At 65.0% G+C, this 22,557-nt stretch carries 29 protein-coding genes; 17 read left to right on the top strand and 12 right to left on the bottom strand.

What is annotated here, in order from left to right:
• Window positions 1–27 precede the first annotated feature (27 nt).
• The 9 genes from flgB (at window position 28) to OC450_RS25730 (ending at window position 8,392) form a co-directional block, all read left to right on the top strand.
• Window positions 28–432: a flagellar basal body rod protein FlgB gene (gene flgB, locus OC450_RS25770; protein WP_262048899.1), complete on the top strand. Its 405-nt coding sequence runs from the start codon at window positions 28–30 to the stop codon at window positions 430–432.
• A 15-nt stretch (window positions 433–447) separates the two neighbouring features.
• On the top strand, window positions 448–873 hold the full coding sequence (gene flgC / locus OC450_RS25765) for a flagellar basal body rod protein FlgC (RefSeq protein ID WP_211385325.1): 426 nt from the start codon (window positions 448–450) through the stop codon (window positions 871–873).
• Between the two features lie 16 nt (window positions 874–889).
• Window positions 890–1,198 (top strand): flagellar hook-basal body complex protein FliE, encoded by a 309-nt coding sequence (gene fliE, locus OC450_RS25760; protein WP_211385324.1) that lies wholly within the window; start codon window positions 890–892, stop codon window positions 1,196–1,198.
• Between the two features lie 165 nt (window positions 1,199–1,363).
• Window positions 1,364–1,627, top strand: coding sequence for a flagellar biosynthesis protein FliQ (gene fliQ, locus OC450_RS25755; protein WP_018321865.1), 264 nt, complete (start codon window positions 1,364–1,366; stop codon window positions 1,625–1,627).
• A 17-nt stretch (window positions 1,628–1,644) separates the two neighbouring features.
• Window positions 1,645–2,415 (top strand): flagellar biosynthetic protein FliR, encoded by a 771-nt coding sequence (fliR, locus tag OC450_RS25750; protein WP_211385323.1) that lies wholly within the window; start codon window positions 1,645–1,647, stop codon window positions 2,413–2,415.
• 11 nt (window positions 2,416–2,426) lie between these two features.
• Complete coding sequence (flhB, locus tag OC450_RS25745) at window positions 2,427–3,506, top strand: flagellar biosynthesis protein FlhB (protein WP_262048898.1); 1,080 nt, start codon at window positions 2,427–2,429, stop codon at window positions 3,504–3,506.
• Between the two features lie 154 nt (window positions 3,507–3,660).
• Entirely contained in the window at window positions 3,661–6,240 is a 2,580-nt protein-coding gene (gene cckA, locus OC450_RS25740) for a cell cycle histidine kinase CckA (RefSeq protein ID WP_262048897.1), read from the top strand.
• A 238-nt stretch (window positions 6,241–6,478) separates the two neighbouring features.
• Complete coding sequence (locus tag OC450_RS25735; RefSeq protein WP_262048896.1) at window positions 6,479–7,486, top strand: Tim44 domain-containing protein; 1,008 nt, start codon at window positions 6,479–6,481, stop codon at window positions 7,484–7,486.
• 198 nt (window positions 7,487–7,684) lie between these two features.
• Entirely contained in the window at window positions 7,685–8,392 is a 708-nt protein-coding gene (locus OC450_RS25730; protein WP_262048895.1) for a glutathione S-transferase, read from the top strand.
• A gap of 292 nt (window positions 8,393–8,684) precedes the next feature.
• On the opposite strand, the gene OC450_RS25725 is transcribed toward OC450_RS25730, so the two are convergent.
• The 3 genes from OC450_RS25725 to OC450_RS25715 all read right to left on the bottom strand — a co-directional run bounded on the left by OC450_RS25725 (window position 8,685) and on the right by OC450_RS25715 (window position 10,339).
• A complete protein-coding gene (locus OC450_RS25725; protein WP_262048894.1) occupies window positions 8,685–9,359 on the bottom strand; it encodes a methyltransferase family protein in 675 nt (224 codons plus the stop codon).
• Window positions 9,360–9,475: 116 nt separating this feature from the next.
• Entirely contained in the window at window positions 9,476–9,649 is a 174-nt protein-coding gene (locus OC450_RS25720; protein WP_211385317.1) for a hypothetical protein, read from the bottom strand.
• 216 nt (window positions 9,650–9,865) lie between these two features.
• Window positions 9,866–10,339, bottom strand: coding sequence for a hypothetical protein (locus tag OC450_RS25715; protein WP_211385316.1), 474 nt, complete (start codon window positions 10,337–10,339; stop codon window positions 9,866–9,868).
• Window positions 10,340–10,461: 122 nt separating this feature from the next.
• Here OC450_RS25715 and OC450_RS25710 point away from each other — a divergent pair, with 122 nt between their 5' ends.
• From OC450_RS25710 to OC450_RS25700, 3 genes are all read left to right on the top strand, one after another.
• Window positions 10,462–10,683, top strand: coding sequence for a hypothetical protein (locus OC450_RS25710; protein ID WP_211385315.1), 222 nt, complete (start codon window positions 10,462–10,464; stop codon window positions 10,681–10,683).
• 6 nt (window positions 10,684–10,689) lie between these two features.
• Window positions 10,690–10,974: a type II toxin-antitoxin system RelE/ParE family toxin gene (locus tag OC450_RS25705; RefSeq protein WP_211385314.1), complete on the top strand. Its 285-nt coding sequence runs from the start codon at window positions 10,690–10,692 to the stop codon at window positions 10,972–10,974.
• Between the two features lie 139 nt (window positions 10,975–11,113).
• The gene (locus OC450_RS25700) at window positions 11,114–12,769 is read left to right on the top strand and encodes a fumarate hydratase (protein WP_211385313.1); all 1,656 of its coding nucleotides are present in this window, start codon (window positions 11,114–11,116) and stop codon (window positions 12,767–12,769) included.
• A gap of 158 nt (window positions 12,770–12,927) precedes the next feature.
• Here OC450_RS25700 and OC450_RS25695 read toward each other — a convergent pair whose 3' ends face one another.
• The 6 genes from OC450_RS25695 to OC450_RS25670 form a co-directional block, all read right to left on the bottom strand.
• Entirely contained in the window at window positions 12,928–13,848 is a 921-nt protein-coding gene (locus OC450_RS25695; protein ID WP_262048893.1) for an SH3 domain-containing protein, read from the bottom strand.
• A gap of 15 nt (window positions 13,849–13,863) precedes the next feature.
• On the bottom strand, window positions 13,864–14,160 hold the full coding sequence (locus OC450_RS25690; RefSeq protein ID WP_211385311.1) for a hypothetical protein: 297 nt from the start codon (window positions 14,158–14,160) through the stop codon (window positions 13,864–13,866).
• Window positions 14,161–14,265: 105 nt separating this feature from the next.
• The gene (locus tag OC450_RS25685) at window positions 14,266–14,820 is read right to left on the bottom strand and encodes an inner membrane-spanning protein YciB (RefSeq protein ID WP_256808171.1); all 555 of its coding nucleotides are present in this window, start codon (window positions 14,818–14,820) and stop codon (window positions 14,266–14,268) included.
• A gap of 12 nt (window positions 14,821–14,832) precedes the next feature.
• Complete coding sequence (locus OC450_RS25680; RefSeq protein ID WP_262048892.1) at window positions 14,833–15,408, bottom strand: hypothetical protein; 576 nt, start codon at window positions 15,406–15,408, stop codon at window positions 14,833–14,835.
• A gap of 75 nt (window positions 15,409–15,483) precedes the next feature.
• Window positions 15,484–15,741 carry a hypothetical protein gene (locus tag OC450_RS25675; protein ID WP_256808172.1) on the bottom strand — a complete coding sequence of 86 codons (258 nt, stop codon included), beginning with the start codon at window positions 15,739–15,741 and terminating at the stop codon, window positions 15,484–15,486.
• Between the two features lie 71 nt (window positions 15,742–15,812).
• Window positions 15,813–17,210, bottom strand: coding sequence for a carotenoid oxygenase family protein (locus tag OC450_RS25670; RefSeq protein WP_262048891.1), 1,398 nt, complete (start codon window positions 17,208–17,210; stop codon window positions 15,813–15,815).
• A gap of 108 nt (window positions 17,211–17,318) precedes the next feature.
• Here OC450_RS25670 and OC450_RS25665 point away from each other — a divergent pair, with 108 nt between their 5' ends.
• Both OC450_RS25665 and OC450_RS25660 read left to right on the top strand, forming a co-directional pair.
• Window positions 17,319–18,050, top strand: coding sequence for a TetR/AcrR family transcriptional regulator (locus OC450_RS25665; RefSeq protein ID WP_256808174.1), 732 nt, complete (start codon window positions 17,319–17,321; stop codon window positions 18,048–18,050).
• Window positions 18,051–18,098: 48 nt separating this feature from the next.
• Complete coding sequence (locus OC450_RS25660) at window positions 18,099–18,731, top strand: DUF6321 domain-containing protein (protein WP_262048890.1); 633 nt, start codon at window positions 18,099–18,101, stop codon at window positions 18,729–18,731.
• Between the two features lie 10 nt (window positions 18,732–18,741).
• Here OC450_RS25660 and OC450_RS25655 read toward each other — a convergent pair whose 3' ends face one another.
• Window positions 18,742–19,347, bottom strand: coding sequence for a hypothetical protein (locus OC450_RS25655; protein WP_262048908.1), 606 nt, complete (start codon window positions 19,345–19,347; stop codon window positions 18,742–18,744).
• A gap of 164 nt (window positions 19,348–19,511) precedes the next feature.
• On the opposite strand from OC450_RS25655, the gene OC450_RS25650 reads away from it, so the two are divergent.
• Window positions 19,512–20,117, top strand: a complete 606-nt coding sequence (locus OC450_RS25650; RefSeq protein WP_262048889.1) for an SET domain-containing protein — start codon at window positions 19,512–19,514, stop codon at window positions 20,115–20,117.
• A 110-nt stretch (window positions 20,118–20,227) separates the two neighbouring features.
• Here OC450_RS25650 and OC450_RS25645 read toward each other — a convergent pair whose 3' ends face one another.
• Both OC450_RS25645 and OC450_RS25640 read right to left on the bottom strand, forming a co-directional pair.
• Window positions 20,228–20,626 carry a hypothetical protein gene (locus OC450_RS25645; RefSeq protein ID WP_262048888.1) on the bottom strand — a complete coding sequence of 133 codons (399 nt, stop codon included), beginning with the start codon at window positions 20,624–20,626 and terminating at the stop codon, window positions 20,228–20,230.
• Between the two features lie 37 nt (window positions 20,627–20,663).
• Window positions 20,664–20,894 carry a hypothetical protein gene (locus OC450_RS25640; protein ID WP_262048887.1) on the bottom strand — a complete coding sequence of 77 codons (231 nt, stop codon included), beginning with the start codon at window positions 20,892–20,894 and terminating at the stop codon, window positions 20,664–20,666.
• A gap of 101 nt (window positions 20,895–20,995) precedes the next feature.
• Between OC450_RS25640 and OC450_RS25635 the strand changes: the two genes are divergently transcribed.
• Entirely contained in the window at window positions 20,996–21,817 is an 822-nt protein-coding gene (locus OC450_RS25635; RefSeq protein ID WP_211385301.1) for a helix-turn-helix domain-containing protein, read from the top strand.
• A gap of 69 nt (window positions 21,818–21,886) precedes the next feature.
• Window positions 21,887–22,552, top strand: coding sequence for a DsbA family oxidoreductase (locus tag OC450_RS25630; RefSeq protein ID WP_211385300.1), 666 nt, complete (start codon window positions 21,887–21,889; stop codon window positions 22,550–22,552).
• The last annotated feature ends 5 nt before the right edge of the window (window positions 22,553–22,557 follow it).

The raw sequence follows: 22,557 nt of genomic DNA, 5'->3' as shown, positions 1-22,557 counted from the left end.
GTCCGAGAGGGCGAAGGAGCCGCAACGATGTCCATCAACGACCTTCCGGTGATGTCCGCGCTACGCACCAAGATGCAGTGGCACCAGGAGCGCCAGCGCGTCCTGTCCGAGAACGTCTCCAATTCCGACACGCCCAAATTCCGGCCCCGCGACCTCGTCGAGCCGAAGCTGGACAAGGCCGGCGCCGTCACGGGTTCGATGGGTCCCCTGGCGCTGACCCTCACCAGCGGTTCCCACATGACACCGTCCGGCGCGGCCTCCGGATTCGACCAGAACAAGAATGCGGGCTTCGAAACCCGCCCCGCGGGCAACGCCGTCAATCTCGAAGAGGAGATGATGAAGGCCGCGAGCAACCAGATGGACTACGCGGCGGCGACCTCGCTCTATTCGAAGAGCCTGCATCTGCTCAAGACCGCGATCGGCAAGGGCTAGAGCTGGAGATAGATCATGGCGAATGACAGCAGCGACTTTGCCCGCTCGATGGCGATCGCGACCTCCGGTCTGCGGGCGCAGGCCGGGCGCATGCGGGTGATCTCGGAGAACATCGCGAACGCGGATTCGACGTCGCAGACCGCCGGCGGCGATCCCTACCGCCGCAAGGTGCCGACCTTCTCTTCCGCGCTCGACCGCACGCTCGACGCCCAGGTCGTCACGCTCGGCAGGATCAAGCCCGACCAGTCCAGTTTCCGAATCAAGTACGAGCCGAACAATCCGGCCGCGGATGCGACCGGCAACGTCAAATATCCGAACGTGAACTCGGTGGTCGAGATGACCGACATGCGCGACGCGCAACGGTCCTACGAGGCCAATCTCAACATCATCAGCGCGACGCGCCGGATGATCCAGCGCACCCTCGACATCCTCAAGAGCTGAACAGGACAATTAAGCCATGGCATCACCGTCAATTGCCGCCAATGCCTATGCCAATCTCGCCCGCGTGCTGGAGAACAGCGGCGCCGGCAAGGGCAGCGAGCCGAACGGGCAGTCCTTCGCCTCGCTCCTGAAGGACGCCGTCGGCAGCGTCATGGAGTCCGGCCGCAAATCCGATGCGCAGACGGTGGCGATGGCCGCCGGCAAGGCCAACGTGATGGACGTGGTGACCGCGGTCGCGGACACCGACGTCGCGGTGTCCACGCTGGTCTCGGTCCGCGACCGCGTGATCGCCGCCTATGAAGACATCATGAAGATGCCGATCTGATTTTTCGCGCTCGCCCCGATCGTCATTGCGAGCGCAGCGAAGCAATCCAGAGTCTTTTCGCACGCGCCGGTCTGGATTGCTTCGCTACGCTCGCAATGACGGGGCAGCAAGCGTTTGTCCCTCGTCGAGGTGGCGGGGACGAAAGTTGAATAAGGAATTCTGCAGATGACCGGACCTGAAACCCTCGACGTCGCGCGCGATGCGATCTGGACCATTGTGATCGTGTCGTCGCCCCTGATGGTGGTCGGCCTCGTGGTCGGCGTGATCGTGTCGCTGTTCCAGGCGCTGACGCAGATCCAGGAGCAGACGCTGATCTACGTGCCGAAGATTCTGGCCATCTTTGCCACGATGCTGTTGGCCTTGCCGTTCATGGCCGATGCGCTCCACGCCCACATGCTGCGGATATCGTCGCGAATCATCGGCGGCTGAGGCACTATGCGCTCACCATGCGCATCGACGTCTCGCTGCTTCCGGCGCTCGCCGCCTCCTTCATGCTCGCCTTCGCCCGGGTCGGCGCGATGGTGATGCTGCTGCCGGGCCTGGGCGAAACCAACATCCCGACGCGGGTCAAGCTGTCGATCGCGCTGATGCTCACGCTGATCATCCTACCGCTGCATCGCAATGCCTATCATGTCGACATGGGCTCGATCGCGGCGCTGCTGGTCATGATGCTGCACGAGATCGTGATCGGCATCGTGCTGGGGGCGACCGCGCGCGTGACGCTCTCGGCGCTCCAGGTTGCCGGTGCCGTGATCGCGCAGCAGATGGGGCTCGGCTTCGTCACCTCGGTCGATCCGACGCAGGGACAGCAGGGCGTGCTGGTCGGCAACTTCCTGACCATGCTGGGGGTGACGCTGCTGTTCGCCACCGACAGCCATCATCTGGTGATCGCGGCGCTGAACGACAGCTATGCGATCTTCTCGCCGGGCGAGACCGTCTCGAGCGCCGACGTCGCTTCGCTTGCGACGCGCGCCTTCGCCGCCGCCTTCAGCCTGGGCTTGCAGCTGTCCGGACCGTTCCTGGTGTTCGGTCTCGTCTTCAACATCGGGCTCGGCGTGCTGGCGCGGCTGATGCCGCAAATGCAGGTCTATTTCGTCGGCGTGCCGCTGTCGATCTTCGTGGGCTTCGTGGTGCTCGCGGTGGTGCTCACGGCGATGATGGGCACGTATCTCGACTATTTCATCGGTGTCATGCACCAGATGATGCCGCTCAAGTGACAAGGTGATCGATGGCGGAAGACAACGATCCCGAGAGTCAAACAGAAGACCCGACGCAAAAACGTCTCGAAGACGCGCTCGAACGCGGTGACGTCGCCAAGAGCCAGGAGATCAACACCTGGTTCATGATCGCCGGCGGCACGCTCGTGGTCTCGAGCTTCTCGGGATCGGTCGGCAGCGGGCTGGTGACGCCGATGCGCAACCTGCTTGCCAATTCCTGGATGATCAAGACCGACGGCCGGGCCCTGCTCGCGCTGATGCAGCAGATCGAAGTCGCCGTGCTCGCGGCGGTCGGCGTGCCCCTCTTGATGCTGGTGCTGGCGGCCATTGCCGGCAACTTGCTCCAGCACCGCCTGGTCTGGTCGGCCGAATCCCTGAAGCCCAAGTTCAGCAAGCTGTCGCCAGCCGAAGGCCTCAAGCGCATCTTCGGCAAGCAGGCGGCGGCGAACTTCCTCAAGGGTCTCGGCAAGCTGATCGTGCTCGGCGCGGTCATGACCACGATCCTGTGGCCGGAGCGGCATCGCATGGAGGCGATGGTCAGGCTCGATCCGGCCGCCATGCTCGGCGCCAGCACCAGCTTGACCATCCACCTGCTCGGCGCCGTGGTCGCGGCGCTCGCGATCATCGCCATTGGCGACTATTTCTTCCAGTATCGCAGCTGGTTCCAGCGGCAGAAGATGTCGCTCCAGGAGATCAAGGAAGAGTTCAAGCAGTCCGAAGGCGACCCCCACATCAAGGGCAAGCTCAGGCAACTCCGCCAGCAGCGCTCCAAGAAGCGCATGATGGCGGCGGTTCCCAAGGCCGCCGTGATCATCACCAACCCGACCCACTATTCGATTGCGCTGTCCTACGAGCGCGGCATGTCGGCGCCGATCTGCGTCGCCAAGGGCGTCGACAATCTCGCCTTCAAGATCCGGGAGATCGCGCGCGCGCACGACATCCCCATCGTCGAGAACGTGCCGCTGGCCCGCGCGCTCTACGCCACCGTCGAGATCGACCAGGAAATTCCGACCGAGCACTACCATGCGGTTGCCGAAGTCATCGGCTACGTCATGCGTCTGAAGCGCGGATTCGGGGCTGGCCGACAATAAAACCCACGAAAAATACCGGAAATGGCCGTAATCTGGGAATCAGCGTACGTTTCGCCCCTGCTGCCCTTGCGCCTGCGGGTCCGATTGAGGCAGGGAGGACCCTGCGCGCGCCGTAGCGCGTTGATTCTCTGCCGACAGGCTGCGCCAGCTTGAGATGACTGCCGAGACCGACCACGACCTCACGCGAGACCCCGTTGCGGCGCACGAGCCGTCGCCGCGCTCGGGCAGCATTGCGCTGGTGCTGCTGGTGGCCGCCGGCCTCGTCGCCGTCGCCGTCGGGCTGATGACGCTCGGGCGCGCGCAGGCGCAGCCCTACATCCTGGGCATCCTCGCCGTGCTCGCGATGGTCGGCCTGTTCAACCTGTTCGCCTTCGCCGCCGGCATCATCCGCTTCGTCGACCGCAATCTCGACGATCCCGTGATGGGGCGCATCGCCGACCACGCCTTCGACGGCCTGGCCGTGACCGATCCGCGCGGCCATGTGGTCTATTCCAATGCGGCCTATCTGACGCTGACCGGCGCCACGGGCCCGCAGGACGTGCGCCCCGTGGAGCGCGTCTTCATCGGCAATCCCGACGTCTCCGAAGCGGTGTTTCGCCTGCTGAAAGCTGCGCGCGAAGGCAAGCGGCAGCAGGAAGAGGTGCGCATCTCAGGCCAGGACGGCAGCCAGGGCCGCTGGCTGCGCATGCGCGTGCGCCCGCTCGGCACCGGCAAGCGCGAGGCGAAATACGCGGTGTGGTCGATCGCCGACATCACCCGCGACCGCGAGCGCCAGGAGGACGTGTTCCAGGAGCTCCAGCACGCGATCGAATATCTCGATCACGCGCCTTGCGGTTTCTTCTCAGTCAATCCGGCCGGGGAGCTCGCCTATGTCAACGCGACGCTGGCGAACTGGCTCGACTACGACCTCGCCGAGATCGGCTCGGGCGGGCTCAAGCTCACCGACATCGTCTCCGGCGACGGCGCCTCGCTGCTCACCTCGATCGTGGCGGTGCCGGGCGAGGTAAAGACCGAGGTCTTCGACATCGACTTGCGCATGCGCACCGGCAAGACCATGCCGGTGCGGCTCTATCACAAGCTCGCCTTCGGCGCCGACGGCGCGCCGGGGCCGTCGCGCACGCTCGTCATCAGCCGTGCCCGCGACGAGCGCAGCGATCCGGACCGCGCTGCCGAAGTGCGCTTCATGCGCTTCTTCGACCACACGCCGATGGCGATCGCGACCGTCGACCGCGGCGGCAATGTCGTGCGCGCCAATGCGCGCTACGCCAAGCTCGGACAGGCGCTGGGCCTCGACAGCGCCGGCAAGTCCATCTTCCGCGCGGTCAGTTCGCGCGACCGGCATCTCTTGATCGCGGCGATCAACCAGGCCGCCGAGGGCCAGGCTGACGTCGCGCCGGTCGAAGTGGCGCTCGAAGGGGCCAAGGAGCGCTGGGGCCAGTTCTTCGTCACGCCGGTCGATGCGGCCGAGAACGAGGCGGAAGCCGCCATCGTGCACATGCTCGAGACCACCGAGCGGCGCGCGCTGGAGAACCAGATCAACCAGTCGCAGAAGATGGAGACGGTCGGTCAGCTCGCCGGCGGCATCGCTCACGACTTCAACAACGTGCTCTCCGCCATCATGATGGCGAACGACTTCCTGCTGAACGCGCACAAGCCGACCGATCCGTCCTTCCAGGACATCATGCAGATCAAGCAGAACGCGACGCGCGCCGCCACGCTGGTGCGGCAGCTGCTCGCGTTCTCGCGGCGGCAGACGCTGCGGCCGCAGGTGCTCGACCTCGGCGACGCGCTGTCCGATCTCGCCATGCTGCTGCGCCGGCTGATCGGCGAGAAAGTCAAGCACGAGACCATCCATGGCCGCGATCTCTGGCCGGTGAAGGTCGACGTCTCCCAGTTCGAGCAGGTGATCGTCAACCTCGCGGTCAACGCGCGCGACGCCATGCCCGACGGCGGCAAGCTGATCATCCGCACCGCCAACGTCACCGCCGAAGAAGCCGCCAGGCTCGCCTACAAGGGCATGCCGGCCGCCGACTACGTGCGGATCGAGGTCGCCGACACCGGCACCGGCATCCCCGCCGACATCCGCGACAAGATATTCGAGCCGTTCTTCTCGACCAAGGAAGTCGGCAAGGGCACCGGCCTCGGGCTCTCGACCGTCTACGGCATCGTCAAGCAGACCGGCGGCTTCATCTACGTCGATTCAGAGCCCGGGCAGGGCACCTCGTTCCACATCTTCCTGCCGCGCCATCACGCCGAGCCTGACGTGCAGGTCGAGCAGCCCGCCGCTGTCGCCGGTGCCGGCAATGGTGCCGCGAAGGAAACCGCGCCTGCGGAAGCCAAGCCCCGCACCGATCTCACCGGACAGGGCACCATCCTGCTGGTCGAGGACGAAGAGGGTCTTCGCGCCCTCAACGCACGCGGCCTGCGCTCGCGTGGCTACACCGTGGTCGAGGCCGAGAACGGCGTCGAGGCCATGGAGATGCTGGAAGAGCAGAGCGGCGGAATCGATCTCGTCGTCTCCGACGTCGTGATGCCGGAGATGGACGGCCCGACGCTGCTCAAGGCGATGCGCGAGAAGAATCCCGACATCAAGTTCATCTTCGTCTCCGGCTACGCCGAGGACGCGTTCGAGAAGAGCCTGCCCGAAGGCCAGCAGTTCGACTTCCTGCCAAAACCGTTCACGCTGAGCCAGCTCGTGGCGGCGGTGAAGGAGACGATGGCGAAGGTGGGGTGAGGGCGCGTGCTCTCCACGTTCTCCGTCATTGCAATGGCTCCTCGCAGCGACGAGCAAAACGCGGAAAATCGGCCCCAAAACCCGCCGGTACCCCGCGACCGTGGTTCCCCGAGACACCCGGCCAACCCCCCGTCAAATATGGGCTTTTGCCACATCCCCGCGACTGAGGGCCGCAGCCATAGGTTCCGAAACCGTCTTCCTTTTTCGGGAAGTCTGCCCATGTTAAGGACACGTCCCCATGCCGGGGATTTGGGAAACGAACATGAATTTCTCGCAACGCTCCCGCAGTCTCTTCAAGACGATTGCCGTCGTGCTGGCGCTTGCGCTGCCGACTGCGCTGGCGATCTCGTCTGCTGACGCGCGCGTCGGTGGCGGCATGTCGTCGGGTTCGCGCGGCTCGCGCACCTATTCGGCGCCCCCGTCGACCACGACCGCGCCGGGCTCGACCTCGCAGTTCAACCGCACCTACACCCAGCCGGGTGCAGGCATGAACTCGGCTGCGACCGCGCCCGCACGCGGCGGCCTGTTTGGCCGCGGCGGCGGTTTCCTGGGCGGCCTTGCGGCCGGCTTCCTCGGTGCAGGCCTGCTCGGCATGCTGTTCGGTGGCGGCCTGTTCGGCGGTCTCGGTGGCCTGTCGTCGATCCTCGGCCTGATCATCCAGATCGTGCTGGTGGTGGTCGTGGTGCGGCTGGCGATGTCGTGGTGGCAGCGCCGCCACACGCCGCAGGCGGCCTATGCCAACGCTGATGCCGGTACCGGTCCGGGACCGCAGCCGAACTATCGCAGCGGCCTCGGTGGCGGCGGACTTGGTGGCTTCGGCTTCGGCGCCGCCAACAACGCGCCGCTCGAGATCAAGCCCGGCGACTATGAGGCGTTCGAGCGTCTGCTCGGCGATGTCCAGGCCGCCTGGTCGAACGAGGACGTGGCCAAGCTGCACACGCTGGCGACGCCGGAGATGGTCTCCTATTTCGAACAGGATCTCGGCCAGAACCGCGCGCGCAACGTCGTCAACAAGGTCACCGACGTGAAGCTGCTGCAGGGCGACCTCGCGGAAGCCTGGCGTGAAGGCGAGACCGACTACGCCACGGTGGCGCTGCGCTTTGCGCTCACCGACAAGACGCTCGACCGCACTACCGGCGCGGTTGTCGCCGGCAGCGAACAGCCGGGTGAGGCCACCGAAGTCTGGACCTTCGCCCGCCGTCCGAACGGCAGTTGGGAATTGTCGGCGATCCAGCAGACCAACTGATCGCGAACTGATCTGAAGAAGAGGGCGTCGTGCTTCTTGCACGGCGCCCTTTTCGTTTGGTGCGCCGCCCTCTCCCCGCGTCATCGCTTCGCTGCGCTTGCAACGACGGAGTCTGCTGAGGCGTCTTCCCTTCACTGACGGAACCTTGGCCGGCGTGCTACATTTATCCCGTCGCCTCAATGCGCACGGACCCCTCCCATGAAATACGAGCTCTACTATTGGCCCGAGATCCAGGGTCGCGGCGAATATGTGCGGCTGGCGCTGGAGGAGGCGGGCGCGACTTACGCCGACGTCGCACGTGGCCCGCGCGGCACCGCTGCGATGATGAAGATGATGGGCGCGCATCAGGGCACGCCGCCCTTTGCGCCGCCGTTCCTCAAAGCCGGCAAACTCGTCATCGGCCAGACCGCGAACATCCTGCTCTATCTCGGCGCCCGCCACGGCCTCGCGCCGAAGACGGAAGCCGGCAAGCTCTCGGTGCACCAGCTTCAGCTCACCGTCACCGACCTCGTGATCGAGATCCACGACACCCATCATCCGCTCGGGCCCTCGCTCTATTACGAGGACCAGAAGTCGCCGGCGAAGAAGCGCACCGCCGACTTCTGGGACGAGCGCGTGCCGAAATATCTCGGCTATTTCGAAGGGCTTCTCGCCGGCAATGGCGGCAGCTACGTCACCGGCCGCAGGCTGACCTATGTCGATCTGTCGCTGTTCCAGATCGTCGCGGGGCTCCGCTATGCCTTCCCCAGGCGGATGAAGGCATTCGAGAAAAATATCCCGGGCCTCGTCGGCCTGCACGACCGAATTGCCGGGCGGCCGAACATCAAGGCTTACCTGGCGAGCGAGCGCCGCATTCCCTTCAACGAGCAGGGTATCTTTCGCCGCTACAAGGAACTTGATTATTAGCCGGTCCGGACGGCGGCTGGCGGCAGCCCCCGCTCCGGACCGGCCGTTTCGGGCACGATCAATCGCCCGAAATCGTCGTGACTTCCGAGTGCTCGTGCAGACTTCGAGGCCAGTCGATCGTCTTCAGACTCGGATGCCGGAGACAGGTCATGCTCGTCGGGGCAGGGGGGCTTGCAGAACATCGTGCGCGTCTCCCGCGGGTGCGGTTTCCTCTAGCGAGGTTCGCTTCCCGCGACGTCAGTCGATCGGAGGAGAGGAAACGTTTTTCCGTGCACAGCAGAGTGATGCGCCCTCACCACACACCGGGCAGCAGCCGATAACGCACGCGCGTCGCATAATCTGAATAGCCAGGCAGGCCCTCGCGCAGCGTGCGCTCCTCGATGCCGATGCGGATCGCAAGCAATGCGAGGATGACCGGCACCATCCCAAGCCCCCACCACGAGCCCAGCAGCAGCGGCACGCTGGCGAAGAACAGGATCATGCCGCTATACATGGGATGGCGCACATGGGCGTAAGGCCCGGTCGAGATGACGCGCTGCGCGCGCTCGGCCTGCAGCTTCACCACGGGCGCGGCGAACGAGTTCTCGCGGAATACCCAGAGGATGAACAGCGTCGAAGCGAGGTACAGCACGAGGCCCAGGAGCTGGATTGCAACGGGCATGTTGGACGAGAGCATGCGCCGGTCGATCCCCATCGCGCCAAGCCAGGCCAGCATCGCGGCGATGAACACGGTCATGAAGACCTTGTCGGCGGTGGGCTGGTTCTTTTGCAGGACCGGCCGCAGACGTTCGGCGAGCAGTGCGGGATCCACCCGATAGAGCCACCAGCCGCAGAGCGGGCCGAGCAGGGCGCAGGTGGCGAGGAAGACCCAGGCCGAAGGCCAGTGCAAGGTCCCGGCGCAGGCGAACAGCAGCGCGCCCATCGCGACGGTGGTGATCGTGTTCTGCAGCAGCAGCTTGACGATCATGCGCAGGTTCCGGAGCAGTTGCGCACGATGTTGGTCTCGCTATCCGGCGAAGATGAGGCCGGACACGCGAAAAGCCCGATCGACCGGATCGGGCATTTCATCTTCGACGCGGCGGATCAGGCGAGCTGATCGATCCGCGTGCCCTGACCCGGCGGCAGCGGCGCGGGCGGCGGCGGCTTGTAGGTCGGGTCGTTGTCCTTGGTCTTGGTCTGGTCGTCCTGCTGCCTGGTCGTGTCGTAGCTCGGCACCACGATCGCGATTGGCGGCGGCGCAACGGTAGAAACGCTCATCCACAAATCCTCACACATGGAAACAATTGACCCTGCGCCGCGAGGAGCGAAATTTCCTTCAAGGCAATCGTTAAAATGCGAGGGATCCGGTGCGGTAAGGGAGGCCTCCTTCGTGCCGCCACAAGCGCTGTTTCCGCAAGCGGACAGACATCTCCTCGCAATGACGGAGTGTGTGGTGGGCGGTGTGCTGACAGACGCACATCGCGCGGGCGCTGCCTATTCGTCCTTGCCGCGCGTGATCGCGATGGAGGCGTCCGTCTTGGTGCGGGTGCATTCCATGTTGAGGCGTCGGTAGCGCATGCTGATCTTGTCGCCGCGCAGAAGTCCCATCCGCTTCAGGCAGCGTGTCGCGCCCGTCGTGGTGTCGTCCTTCGTCACGGTGAAGACGATCGCCGCCATCGACCCGACCAGCGCAAAGAACTCCGGCGTCGGCTTGCGATCGCCCTTGGCATAGAGCTCGATGGAATATTTGTCGCCGCGGCAAGCCACGGACAGCTCCTTGGCCGCAGGGTGCGTCAGGTAGACGACGTTGGCGGCCCGGAAATTCACCTTGAGGCGATCGACCTGGTTCGCCAGCTCCTTGGCGCTGTCGTCGCAGCGGTCTGCGCGCGCGGGCGAGGTGAGGGTCACAAGGCCGGTGATGGCGGCGGCGACCAGAATCGCGTCGCGGACGTGCAGTTTGAAAATCATGATGAAAAGCCCCTTGGATGGCGCATTCAAGCGTCGGTGGAGGCGAAGCGCAAGGGTGGGTGGCGGCATTTCCACGAGTAGGGCGGCTGTCCCATCCCGTTCGGCGTGCTATGCTGCCGCTCATGACAAAGCTCCTAGAAGAGGCCATTCGCCGGGTCGAGCAGCTTCCCGAAGGCGAGCAGGACGCCGCGGCCGGGGCGTTACTCGACTACGTCGAGCACATGCATAAGATCCGGTTGACGGATGAGCAGATTGCCGAAGTGCGCCGCCGGATCGCTGATCCTAATCGTAAGCTGCTCTCCCTCGACGAGGCACGGGCTCGCGTCGACGGCTTTGGTTCGTGAACGCCCGTGGAACTTGTCTTCGATGTTCAGGCTATCGCTGATCTCGAAGGCATTTTCAATTGGATCGCGAAGGATAGTCCCGCTGCCGCAAGGAAAGTCACGGATCGATTATTCGAGAGCATCCAGTTACTGACTTCCTTTCCATTCATGGGGCATGTGGGCCATAGCGTTGGCACCTATGAGTGGGTCGTGCCGCGATTGCCTTATATCGTGGTCCACCTAGTCGATGAATTGCACCGTCGGGTTGTGATAGCCGCGGTCTTTCACGGCGCACAGGAACGGGACGCTTAGGTCCCGCCGATCGAGGCGTCCCTTATGCGCAGCCGGCACCAGTGCCGGGCGATTCGCTCCCTTCCCTTTGTGGCAAAAAAGCTTAGAACGCTTCCATGCTGAGAGGCCCGGCAGGGCTGCAAAACCCCGAGATCCGCCCATGAACGCTCCCACCGCCTTCCCCGACCCCGCAAAACCCGTTCCGCCGTACAAGCACACCCCGCTGTTCCCGCTGGGCAAGGACGAGACGCCCTACAAGAAGATTTCGTCGGAGGGCGTCCGGGTCGAGAAGGTTTTGGGCAAGGACATGCTGGTGGTGTCGCGTGCGGCGCTTCGGGCGCTGTCGGAGGCGGCTTTCGGCGACATCAACCACTATCTGCGGCCCGGCCATCTGAAGCAGCTCCGCGCGATCCTGGAGGACGGCGAGGCGAGCCCCAACGACAAGTTCGTCGCGCTCGACTTTTTGAAGAACGCCAACATCGCGGCCGGCGGCGTGCTGCCGATGTGCCAGGACACCGGCACCGCGATCATCATGGGCAAGAAGGGCTGCAACGTCATCACCGACGGTGACGACGAGGCTGCGTTGTCGGAAGGCGCGCGCGATGCTTACCTGCGCCGCAATCTGCGCTACTCGCAGGTCGCCCCGCTCTCGATGTACGAGGAGAAGAACACCGCCAACAACATGCCGGCGCAGTGCGAGATCTACGCCGAGGGTGATGACGCCTACAAGTTCATGTTCATGGCGAAGGGTGGCGGTTCCGCCAACAAGAGCTTTCTGTTCCAGGCCACGCCCTCGGTGCTGACCAAGGACCGGCTGCTCGCTTTCCTCAAGGAAAAAATCCTCACGCTCGGCACCGCGGCGTGCCCGCCCTATCACCTCGCCATCGTGATCGGCGGCACCTCGGCCGAGCTCTGCATGAAGACAGTGAAGCTCGCCTCCGCGCGTTATCTCGATGCGCTCCCGACCCACGGTTCGCCAGACGGCAACGCCTTCCGCGACATCGAGATGGAGCAGGAAATCCACAAGATGACGCAAAGCTTGGGAGTGGGCGCGCAGTTCGGCGGCAAATATTTCTGCCACGACGTGCGCGTGATCCGCATGCCGCGTCACGGCGCTTCGCTGCCGATCGGGCTCGGCGTGTCGTGCTCGGCCGACCGCCAGGTGCTCGGCAAGATCACCAAGGACGGCGTCTATCTCGAGGAGCTCGAGCACAATCCGGCGCAGTACCTGCCGCAGGTCGAGCAGTCGCTCGGCGGCGAGGTCGTCAAGATCGACCTCAACCAGCCGATGAAGGACATTCTGGCGACGTTCTCGAAATACCCGACCAAGACGCGGGTTTCGATGACCGGCACCATGATCGTGGCGCGGGACTCCGCGCATGCCAAGCTGCGCGAGCGGCTGGAGAAGGGCGAGCCGCTGCCGGACTATTTCAAGAACCACCCGGTCTATTATGCCGGCCCGGCCAAGACCCCCGAAGGCTATGCCTCCGGCGCGTTCGGCCCGACCACGGCGGGCCGCATGGATTCCTTCGTCGACCAGTTCCAGGCCGCCGGCGGCTCGATGGTGATGGTCGCCAAGGGCAACCGCGCGCCTGCGGTGCGCGAGGCCTGCAAGAAGTACGGCGGTTTCTATCTCGGCTCGATCGGCGGTGCTGCGGCGAACCTCGCCGAGCACTGCATCAAGAAGGTCGAGGTGCTCGAATATCCCGAGCTCGGGATGGAAGCGATCTGGCGCATCGAAGTCGTCGACTTCCCGGCCTTCATCATCATCGACGACAAGGGCAATGACTTCTTCAAGGAGTTGAATCTGGGCTAGCTCTTCACCTCGCCTGGAGTTCCGAAAAACTGGCCTGCATGGTTCGAGACGCCCGCTTTGGCGGGCTCCTCACCATGAGGGTCTGATATCTCGCCGCGAAACACGACCTCATCCTGAGGGCCCGCCAAAGGCGGGCGTCTCGAATGATGGGCCGCAGGCTAACTACAATTCGTGATTTGGTTGGAACACAGTCCGCGCCACCAGCCGCGAACGCCGTCATGGCTCTCGACGAGGCCCCAGAGACCGCTGCAAGCGAGCAGGCGCTTGGGGCCGCCGTCGGTGTCGATCGCGCCGCCTAGCTCGCGCTGGGCCGGCATCCATTTGGCATCGACGAAGGGGGCCTGGAACAGTCCGCCCATGCGCGTGCCGCCATTGGCATAGGCCGCGCCGATCTTGTTGGACGCGACCCAGCCGCGCCCCGCATAGGGTTTTGGCGCGCTGCGCGGATATCGTTTCTCGTCCTCGTAATCCTTGCCCGGCGGCTTGGCGCCCTCGATCAGAAACCAGCCGTCCTTGAAGCCGATGATGCGGAATTCGGTGAGCCAGCCGCCGTCCGGTGTGTTCTGGGCGCCGCCGAGCTTCAGTCGGTAGGGTGGTGGCAATGTGCCGAGCACGCGCGCCTTCACCGATGGCTCGGCGCGCACGTTGAGGCCCTCAGGGTCCTTGTCGATCGACCACGCACCGAGATCGCAGGGCTCGGTGCCCGCAGGGAGCGCCGCGCGCCTGGCGGCCAGATCGGCGTGCAGCTTTGCGAAGTCGGTGTCGTCGTTGTCGGGATCCGGTCCGGTGCGCGGCTTCAATTCGGCTGAGACCGCGCGCGCTGCATCCGCCGTCAGTGCGACGACGAGGACCTGACGCGCAGCGAACACGCTTGCCGGTGTCTTCGGATCGTTCGAGGCCGCCGGATAGACGGCGAGATATCCCCTCACGGCTTCGGTGCGGTAGGCTGTGCCGGCGACATAGCCCGCCGGCACCATGGCAAGCGCGCTTGCGCGCCACGCCGGTTCGGTGTCGTCGGCGCGCGCCGCTTGTGTCGCGACACACAGGATCGTTGCCGCGATGAGACGGAGCGCGCGCATGGGTGCAGCGCGGCCTTACGCTCGCGTGCCCGTGAACGGGAAGCTGCCCATCGGGCCGATGCCCATTTCGCCGCTCATGCTGTCGCCGGAGACCTTTCCGATGAACTCGAGCGTCAACGGCATTGGCTTGTCGATCGAGACTTTCCAGTTGACGGCGTCACCGCTGATGGCGCCGTCGAAGATCTCGGCAGTATCGCCTTCCGCACCCTGCGTGCCCGTGAGCGTGCCGCCTGCGGCGGTCAGGCTCAGCGTGGCCTTGCGTTCGCCCATGGGCGTCGTCAGGGTCAGAGTCCAGTTGCCGTCGACGGCCATTCGCGTCTCCCAAAAATGCCGGCGGACCGCGACAATCCGCGGCCAGTCCCGGGCCGAGCCTATAGCGCAACTCGGCGCGCCTGCCTAACGCTGCCTTGGAGGCATTTAGGCGCGGGCGGCGGCGCGCCGGCGGCTGGTGACGATGAGGCGAAGCACGACGTACTGCACGGCAAAGGCGATGATCTTGGCGCCGCCCGCGACCACCGTAATATAGAATGCCCACAGTTTCAGATCGCCCGTGGAGGCGACGGCGATCATGCCGGCGCCGATCACGAACATCAGCGCAGCCCAGGCATAGCCCGCAGCCGTCACATATTCCGGAACGGTCTCGACGACGATCGGCGGCATGTAGCGCAGCATCCAGCCGCGCTTGAGCATGATGGCGCCGATCGCGAAATGCGCGATCGAGGGCTTTGCCAGCATGAAGCGAGGATCATTGGTCAGCAGCGTGACCGTGCCCAGTACGACGACGAGCGCGAGGCTCGCATAGGTCATGTAATTGAGCTGCTGCCCCTTGACCTGCGCGTAGATCACCTGCGCGATCGCGCCGGCAATCGCGACCGACGTTGCCAGGACGACGCTGTCGGTAATGAGGTAGACGACCAGGAAGACGATGGCGGAGAGGAAGTCGGAGGCGAGGCGGGCGAACACGTCTTTCATCGTCGATCCTGTTCAGCGGGCGTTGGGCATTGCGCTGGCCGGCGCACCGTACTTGATCTGCCGATACTCGGGATACCATTTTGTGAAGTAGATGGCGCTGTTGCGGACGGCGAAGGCGACCGCAAGGCTCGACCAGAGCGGCAGGCCGGGAACATAGAGCAGCACGAGATTGGCGGCCGCCATCAACAGCGCGGCCGCGGTCCATGCGCCAGTGATGACGTAATTGGCATGGAGAAAGCCGGGCATCGCCGCGGTCTCGGGCGGCACCGATTCAACCGCATATTGCAGCGTGAAAGGACGGCGGACCAGCATCGAGCCGAGCGAGATGACGAAGATGCCGATGTCGACCGACAGCTTGACGCCGAGCGGGCCGAGCGCCGGATCGCGCAGCGCGAGGTAGAGGCCGATTGCGGCGAACACGATCGCCGAGCCCGCGGCCAGGGTCTTCACCGAGCGGCCGCGCACGACGTCGAGCGCGACGGTGGCGAGACAGATCGCCGAGGCCACGAACACGCTCATCGTGGCCGATGTCACCAGCATCAGGAGCGTGTAAGCGCCGTAGGGCGCAAGGATCAGGAAAATCGTCATGGGCGCCTCGGTCAGGCCGATCTTTACGATGTAAAGATAAGTAGTGCAGCGACGATCTCGGGTCAAGCAAAATCTTTACAGTGTCAAAATGACGTAAGTGATCTCCAAAAGATGAAGTGCCGCAATGGCTTGATCGGCTGTCTCGTCGGCGAATTCGGCCCAGGGCAGGCGCGACAGGATCGGCATCGCGGAAGCGATCAGGAGGCCGATGAAGAGCAAGATGCCGCCGTTGAAGATGGCATGGCTGTTCCGCCGCAGCCGGGTCATCTGGGCGGCGAGCACGGCGCAGGCGAGGACGGCGAGGCAGCCGGTGATGATCGAGGGCATGTGCATGCGAGACCTCCCTGTGTCCAAGAGGTCATTCCGGAGCGACGCGACTTCGTTGCGGCCCGGAATGACGAGAACTACTGTGCCCCGACCCAATTGCCGTGAAAGCCGTCCGGCACACGGTGGCCGAGCTGCACCAGCGCGACGGGACCGGCCTCGATGTCGGTGGCGTTGAACACGGCGAGATCGCTGCGGTTCTCCCGCGCACGCCAGACCACCGCGAGCAGCCAGCCATCGCCTTCGGCTGCATCGCTCGATCGCTCGACGAACACCGGCTCGGAAATGGTGTCGCCGGCCGGCAGCAGATAATGGCCGAGCCGCTTTCCCGTGCCGTCGACATGGACGATGCCTGAGAGCGCATCGAACATCGGCAGCCGCGGATTGGCACAGGCGTACCAGCCGTGTCGGTTTTTCAGCCCGGCGCGGCGATCGTCGATGCGTGGGAATTCGCCGGTGAGATCGTCCAGATAAGTCTGCTGGAAGCGGTCGGAATTGCCTGAGAGATCGAACGTCCAGCGGCAGTGGCGGGCGCGCGACTTCTCCGGATCCGTCGGTCGTCCGTCGGGATGCGGAAACAGCGGCGCTTCCTCGAACTGCATGACATCGGCGATGATGCGGTTGCCGTCCTCCCACGCGTTCATGACGTGGAAGACGTAGCAGGCATCAGATCGAAACCAGACCATGTCCTTTGCAGTGCCGTTGCGCTTCATCACGCCGACATACGCGCCCTTGTCCGGCTCCCAGGCATAGGGCGGCCGTCCGTTCATCGCGCGCTCCATGCTGCCCGTGATGGGCAGGATCGGAAACAGCACATGGTTCTTGGTGACGATGAAGTCGTGCACCATGCTGGCATAGGGTGCCTCGAAGCGTTCGAAGCGCGTCGCCTTGCCGGAGGCATCGATCGACCCGTAGGAGAGGGCGGAGGTCAGCGGACCTGCGGCGTTGTAGCCGAAGAACACCAGCTCGCCGCTGACGGGATCGAGCTTCGGATGCGCGGTGAAACTGCCGGCGACGCGGCCCTGGTAATTGTGATAGCCGCGCGTTGCCAGCGTGCTCGGCTCGATCTCGGTCGGCAGATGCGCTTCTTCGAGTGCCAGCAGCTTGCCGGCGTGGAAGATGATGTTGGTGTTGGCGACGCCGCCGTCGGTGAGGTTTGCGGGCGCATCCGGCAGCTTGCGGCCGAAGCCGCCGAACAGGGCGCGGCCGGCATCGTGCTCGGCCAGCCATTTCGGCGTGCGGACCCAGCGGTTGCGATAGCTGGCGCGGCCGTTCTCGAGCTGGAAGGCGTGCAGCATGCCGTCGCCGACGAACCAGTGCGCGCCCGGCGCCTCGAACTGCGGATTGGGGCCGTTGCGGTAGAGCGTGCCGTTCAGGTCGCGCGGCAATTCGCCGACGATCTTCAGGAAGGGCGCGTCGGCCTCGAAGGGAATCGGCGCGATGTTGTTGCGGCGCTCAGTGACGGCGTCCTGGTGCACGGCGCATTCCCTCCCTTATCTTTACATCGTAAAGATGAATTAGGGCCGATCGCTGCGAGCGTCAAGTGAAATCTTTACACTGTCAATATTGCGTCATATAGCTTGCAAATGGCCAAGACCGACACCAAGGGCGAAACGGCGCGAAGCTCGCGTGCACCCAGAAAAACGACTTCGACCGCGGCATCGCGTCCGGCGCCTCGCGCGACGAGTGCGAAGACCGAGACGCCCTACCATCACGGCGCCCTGCGCGAGGCGCTGCTCCAGGCCGCCGAAAGGGTGCTGGAGCGAGACGGGCTTTCCGGCCTGACATTGCGCGCGGTGGCGCGTGAGGCGGGCGTTTCGCATGCAGCGCCGACCCATCATTTCGGTGATCTCACCGGTCTGCTCAGCGAGCTTGCGGCCGTCGGGTTTCGCCAGTTCAACGCGGCGATGGCGTCGTCCTGCGATGCTGCCACCACGCCGCTCGCGCGCGCGCTGGCGCGGCCGAAAGCCTATGTCGCCTATGCGCAAGCCCACCCCGGCATGTACGGCATCATGTTCCGCACCGAGCGCCTCGACTATTCCAGGCCGTCGCTGCACGAGGCGGCCGAAGCCTCCTTCGCCGGGCTCGCCAATGCCATCGGCATGATGCGGCAGGAGCAGATCAGTGGCGATGCGCTGACGCTGAACCAGGGCGCCGCCATCGCGCGCGCCTGGTCGATGGTGCACGGTTTCACCATGCTGCTGCTCGACGGGCGGCTGGAGGATATTCTGGGGCGCCTGCCCGAGGGCACGACGCCCGAACGGCTGCTCGAGGCGATGCTGATGGCGCCGATCACGGGAAAGCTGCCCGGTCCCTGATCCATCCGGCCGAACGCAACTCCCGCCATCGTCGGGCGTTGAGGCTGCATGGCAAGATCACCCCGTGCCCCCTGGAAACGCCAGAACCCGCGCAAGCGCGCCGGCAAGGCATCCAGGCATCTCAGCCCCGCGCAGAAATCGGCCGCGAAGGCAGGCGTGCGCCGCGCCGGGCGCCGCTATCCCAACCTCGTGGACAACATGCGCATGGCAGCGAAGAAGACCTCGAAGGCGAAGAAGTCAGCCAAGAAGACATCAGCCAAGACATCAGCCAAGAAGACATCGGCGAAAAAGGCTCGCAGGCGCACCGCGAAGAAGACAGCGAAGAGCGCGCGCAAGCGTAGCACCTCGGCGCGCGAAAAGGATCCGCGCGGAGGTCTGACAGCGGCAGGCCGCAAGGCCTTTGCGCGCAATCAGGGTGCCCGCCTGCGACCGGGCGTCACCAAGAAACAGTCCGAGATGACACCGCAGGAGATGCGGCGGAAGGGAAGCTGGGCGGTGCGCTTCTATGGCCGCGCGAAATTGCCGCCGCTCGTGGACGCAAGCGGACGGCCGACCCGGCACGCGTTGTCGGCGCATGCCTGGGGCGAGCCCGTTCCGACGACGGTGGCGGCGGCGCGGCGGATCGCCGCGAAGGGCGAGCGGCTTCTGGCGCGCTATCGGCGGGCCACGGCGAGGGCTTAGCGCCGAGAGCTCAGCGCATCGTTGCCCGCTCGACGGCGCGGCCGCTTGCGCCGACGATCTTCACCTCGTCCTTGCCGCAAATGAAGCCGCGGGCGAAATCGTCGGCCGCCTTGCGTGCGAGCTCGTTGCCGTTCGGATTGGCGATGGCATCGACATAGGCGACGTGACAGACCGGCCCCGGCGGCAGCCGGGTCACCACGAGCATGGCCTTGGTGTTCGGCCGACCCTGCTTGTCGGGATCGGATCCGTCGGCGATGTGCCAGCGCTGGATCATCGCAAACGGCTTGGTGCCCGCTGTGCGCCATTCGACGGTGGTCTCCGACGAATTGAACGGCGCGAACCAGACTTTTGCCGCCGGTTCCTCGGCCGCGGCCTTGCGATTGCGGCCGACGGAGACGATTTCGCGAAGATCGTCCTCGGCAATCAGGACCACGAGACCATCCTTGCCCTTGCAGACCCGCGTGGTGCTGCCGTCGAGCTCGCTGGGCTTGCCGATCTGGCGGCAATCCTTCGGCGCCGTCGAGGTATAAGTGCTGCCCACGAATTGGGCGTCGGCGCGGTCGAGACCGGTGCACATCAGCAACACGGCCAGGCCTGCGGTGGTGATGCGGATCATGATGACGCCTTTGATCGAGCGGGAACTCCGTACCATCAGACGTCTTGATTGTGGGCAAGGTTCAAACAAGGCCGACAGGCACCTGACAGCGGCGCGGAATCGTTCTAGAAGAGCGGCTTCGCTTGGGCCGATCCGGCCTCGTTCGCGTCCTCGTTCCCTTGATCATGCCAGCCATCTCCTCGCAAAAACCATATCGCGTCGGCCGCTCCAAAACCGGACTCGGCCTCTTCGCCACCAAGCCGATCAAGAAGGGCACCCGGATCATCCGTTATTACGGACCGATCCTGGACTCGCGGATCCCGGAACACGACGACATCGAGAACAAGTACCTGTTCGAGCTCAACGGCCGCTGGACCATCGACGGCTCGGTGCGCAAAAATCTCGCGCGCTACATCAACCATTCGTGCCGGCCCAACGCCGAATCCGACGTCCGGCCGCGCGAGCGCAAGGTCTTCATCCGCGCCATCAAGAACATCGAGCCGGGCGACGAGATCAACTACGATTACGGCACCGACTATTTCAAAGCCTATCTGAAGCCGATCGGCTGCAAGTGCGAGTCGTGCGAGAAGAAGCGCAAGAAGCTGCGCGCCGAGGCACGGGCCGAACGCGCCAAGGTGAAGGCGCGCGCGGAGCGCAAGGCCGAGAAGGCGGGGGCCAAGGACCTTGCGAACAAGGACACCAAGAGCAAGGGCTTCAAGAACAAGGCTGCGAAAAAGAAGAAGCTGAACGGCCATGCCGTTGTCGGGGCGAACGGCCGTGCGCGGGCGTAGCGCTGCGGCATGCCCCGGCTGACCGGCGCATCTGTCGATCGCCTCTGGAATACTGGTCGCCCGGTCAAGCCGGGCGACGATCGCGAGTGGTGAGCCGCTCAGTCCGAGCCTCACGCCGCCGCCACACTCCCGCTCCGGCGCAAACCCACATATTGCAGCTCGGCAAACACGCCGGTCGCGATCGCCTGCGCCACGACCATGAGCTCGCCGGCGAGGTTCGGCGACACCGTGCCCGAGAGCAGCAGCGCGATGCTGCCGACCGTCCAGGCCGCATTGCCGACCACGACCAGCAGCACGAGCGGCTTCGGCACCACTGTGCGCGAGGCAAGCCAGCCGACCAGTACGGTATAGGCGATCAGGAACAGGCCGGTCTCGCGCAGCAGCGCTTCGGGCAGGTTGAACATCGCCGCGAACGAGCTGGCGCCGAAGGTGAAGCCGAGGGCGGCGACACCGCTGAAGATCGCGTCGGCGAGCAGTGCGCGGCGCAGGAAGGTGGATGCGTCGATCATCGTGGTCTCCATGGTTGGGTTGGGCTCGGGAAAAAACTCAGCGCAATCCGCGCCACCAGGCGCGTAGCAGGCGGGCCAGGCGGAACGGGCAGAGGCTCCTGCCGATGCCGTGCTCGAAAGCCGTGACCTGCGCGACGACATAGTCTCCGGTCGAATGCACCAGCGGCTCGGGCACGTTGAGGCTGCGTGCCAGCATCCGGGTTGCGAACGCCATGGCCCAGGGGGCGAGGTGGTCTGCGACGGTCCGGTAGAGCAGCAATGCGATCATGGTCATCTCCTGTTGCGACCGAAGATGCGCCGGTCCGAGGACCAATTCGATTACCTCCGACGTAATGGAAGGGCGGAAATTCGCATGCTAGGTTTCCGACCATGAACGCACATGCATCGACGGCACACACCGAGCGCAGCCAGCCCATCCATATCGGCGACCATTTGCGTGAATGGCGGCAGCGCCGCCGCATGAGCCAGCTCGATCTCGCAGGCGAGGCCGAGATCTCGGCGCGGCATTTGAGCTTCGTCGAGACCGGCCGTGCCGCGCCCTCGCGCGACATGGTGCTCAGGCTCGCCGAGCGCCTCGACGTGCCCTTGCGCGAACGCAACGTGCTGCTGGTCGCGGCCGGCTATGCCCCGGCCTTTCCGCAGCGCCCGCTGGAGGATCCCGCCTTGAAATCAGCCCGCCAGGCGATCGACCTCGTCCTCAGGGCGCACGAGCCAAATCCGGCGCTGGCCTATGACCGGCACTGGAATCTGGTCTCCGCCAACCGCATGCTGGCGCCGCTGCTCGCCGGCATCCCGCAGCGGCTGCTGGGCCAGCCCTTCAACGTGTTGCGGCTCGCCTTTCATCCCGAAGCGCTTGCGCCGCGCACGGTCAATCTTGCGGAATGGTGCGGGCATCTTCTGGAGCGGCTGCACCGGCAATGCGAGGCGACGGCCGATCCCGAGCTGATCAAGCTCTACAATGACCTGAAGAGCTATCCGATCCCGGCGCGCGCGGCACCGCTGTCGAGCGAAAATGTCGCGATCCCCTTCAAGCTGCGCCACGATGGGGAGATACTAAGTTTCTTCTCCACCACCATGGTATTCGGCACGCCCGTCGACATCACGCTGTCGGAGTTGGCTCTGGAAACCTTCTTCCCGGCGGACGAGCGCACGGCCGAGCGGCTCCGACAAATGGCAGCAGCCATGAGCTAGCGCCCTTGCCTCGGAACGGGTTCTGCTTATCTTTGGGCGAACCTTTACCGTCCGAAGGAGGCGCCCGACATGAGCACGCTGAAACCGCTTCAGATCGACGTCGTCTCCGACGTGGTGTGCCCCTGGTGCTACATCGGCAAGCACCGGATCGAGAGCGCGCTGGCGCTCGTTCCGGACGTTCCGGTCAAGCTCAATTTCCGTCCCTTCTTCCTCAATCCCTGGGTGCCGCGCGAGGGCATCAGCCGCGAGGACTATCTCACCAAGAAGTTCGGCTCGGTCGAGGCCTATAAGGGCATTGCGGGGCGTGTCGTTGCAGCCGCAAGCGAAGAGGGCCTCCTCTACCGGCCCGAGCTCGTCGCGCGCCAGCCCAACACGACCGACTGCCACCGCCTGATCCTCTGGGCCGAGGCGATCGGCAAGGCGCCCGAGATGAAGCAGCGCCTGATGGAGCTCTACTTCCGCGACGGCGGCGACCTCACCGACGTGAACGTGCTGGTGCAGGCGGCTGCCGATGTCGGCCTCGATGCCGGCGACGTGCGCAAGCGCCTTGCGACCGACGAGGACGTCGCGCGCGTATCGGGCGACGCACAGGAGGCCGCCGAGAAGGGCATCTCCGGCGTGCCGACCTTCGTGTTCGCGCAGAAATACGCGGTCTCCGGCGCGCAGGATCCGAACATGCTCGCGCGCGCCATCCGCGAGGTCTCGGCGGAGATCAACGCGCAGGCGGCGGAGTAGGAGCT

The organism is Bradyrhizobium sp. Bra78 (assembly GCF_024519855.1).
GTDB lineage: Bacteria > Pseudomonadota > Alphaproteobacteria > Rhizobiales > Xanthobacteraceae > Bradyrhizobium > Bradyrhizobium japonicum_G.
Note: the sequence above shows the minus strand (reverse complement) of the source record. Positions and strands in the feature narration are given on the sequence as shown.